1 protein-coding gene is annotated in these 2,157 nt (G+C 73.9%); it reads right to left on the bottom strand.

What is annotated here, in order from left to right:
* Positions 1–2,157, bottom strand: a 2,157-nt coding sequence (locus ACZ7H1_RS37280; RefSeq protein WP_470792933.1) for a condensation domain-containing protein, incomplete at both ends; no start/stop codon positions are given.

Here is a 2,157-nt window from a genome sequence, read left to right as displayed (position 1 = left end):
GAACAGGCCCGCGAGGGAGGCCTCGCCGATCTCGACCGCGGTGTCGTTCCACTCCTCCAGCACCAGACGCCGCTCCGCGGCATCCAGCAACTCCATTCGGCTCAGCGTCAGTCCGGGATCGGCCACGGCCTGCTCGAGCGTCCGCCGCAGCATCGCCGCGATCCGCTCCACGCTCGCCCCGTCGAACAGGTCCGCGTCGTAGACCACCGCGCCCGTGAGCCCCTCCCGCTCGTCGCCGGCGAGCAGGAACTCCAGGTCGAACTTGGCCGAGCCGTTGGACACCGCTGCGGTCCCCAGCGTCCGTACCCCGGCGAGCGTGAGCTCGGGCGAGCCCCCGCTCTCCAGCGTCAGACACACCTGGAACAGCGGATGGCGGGACAGCGTGCGCTCCGGGTTGACCGCTTCGAGCACCAGGTCGAACGGCGTCTCCTGATGCGCGTACGCGTCCAGATCGGCGGCGCGGACCCGCGCCAGCAGCTCCCGGAACTCCGGATTGCCCGAGGTGTCGGCGCGCAGCACCAGCGTGTTCACGAAGAAGCCGACCAGCCCGCCGAGCGCCTCGTCGGAGCGGCCCGCCACCGGCGCGCCGATCGCCACGTCCGGACCCGCGCCCAGCCGGGTGAGCGTCGCGGCCAGCGCGGCGTGCAGCACCATGAACGGAGTGCACCGCTCGGCGCGGGCCAGTGCGACGACGAGCCCGTACAGCTCCGGCCCGAAGTCCACCGGGACCACGCCGCCCCGGTGTCCCGCCACGGCGGGCCGCGGCCGGTCCAGGGTCAGCCCCAGCTCCTCCGGCAGCCCGGCCAGCGCCGACCGCCAGTGCGCCAGCTCGCCCGCCAGCGGGCTCTCCGGATCGGCCGGGTCGCCGAGCGCCCGCCGCTGCCACTGCGCGAAGTCCGTGTACCGGACCGGCAGCGCCGGCCAGTGCGGCGCCCGCCCCTCACGGCGCGCGGCGTACGCGACGGCCAGGTCGTCGAAGAGCGGCCGCAGCGACTGCCCGTCCGTCGCGATGTGGTGCAGGAGGACCAGCAGCACGTACCCGTCCTCGCCGAGCTCGAAGAGCGTCACCCGCAGCGGGGTCTCGGCAGCCAGGTCGAAGGCGTGGCCCGCGGCAGCGGCCACCTCGGCCTCGGCGTGCCCGGGAGCCACCCGGCGCTGCTCGAAGACGAGCCGGTCCGGCCCGCCGGGCAGCACGCGCTGCCGCGGTTCGCCGTCCACCTGTACGAACACCGTCCGCAGCGGCTCGTGGCGGGTCACGACGTCCTCGAAGGCCGCACGCAGGGCGTCTGCGTCGAGTCCTCCCTCCAGCCGCACCGACATCGGCACGTTGTACGCCGTACCGCCCTGGTCCAGGTCCGAGATCAGCCACAGGCGCTGCTGGGCGTGCGAGAGCGGGGGCAGCTCGCAGGTGCGGGCGGCCGGGGCCAGCGGCGGGAGGGCGGGCCGGCCGTCCTGGGCGGTGAGGCGCTCGGCGAGCAGGGCCGGCGTCGGGTTCTGGAACACGTCGCGGACCGTGAGCCGGGTGGTGAGAGCAGTGCCGAGGGTGGTGGCGATGCGGCTGGTGAGGCGGGCGGCGAGGAGGGAGTGGCCGCCGAGGTCGAAGAAGTTGTCGTCGATCGTCAGCGGTACGGGCGCCGCCAGCATCTCGGTGAAGAGCCCGCACAGGATCTCCTCGAGGGGCGTGCGGGGGCTGCGGCCCTCGGTGGTGCCGAGCGTCGGCGCGGGCAGGGCCCGCTTGTCGATCTTCCCGTTCGCGGTGAGCGGCAGCCGGTCCAGCACCGTGACGAACGCGGGGACCATGTGGTCCGGCAGCTGCGTCCGCAGCCAGCTGCGGACTTCCTGCGGGCCGGGGCCGTCCGCGGCGTCGGTCGTGATGTACGCCGTGAGCTGCTGGATGTGGTGGCGGTCGGGATGGGTGGTGACCGCGGCCTGCGCGATGCGCGGGTGGCTGGTGAGGGTGGTCTCGATCTCCGTGGGCTCGATCCGGAATCCGCGGATCTTGATCTGGGTGTCGGTGCGGCCCGCGTAGTGGATGTTGCCGTCGGTGTCCCAGTACGCCTGGTCTCCGGTGCGGTAGAGGCGGGTGCCGGGGGGGCCGTAGGGGTGGGGGATGAAGTGGGTGGCGGTGGTGGTGGGTTGGTGGTGGTAGCCGTGGGC

This window comes from Streptomyces sp. NPDC037401 (assembly GCF_055602345.1).
This window is presented reverse-complemented; position numbering and strand designations above follow the sequence as displayed.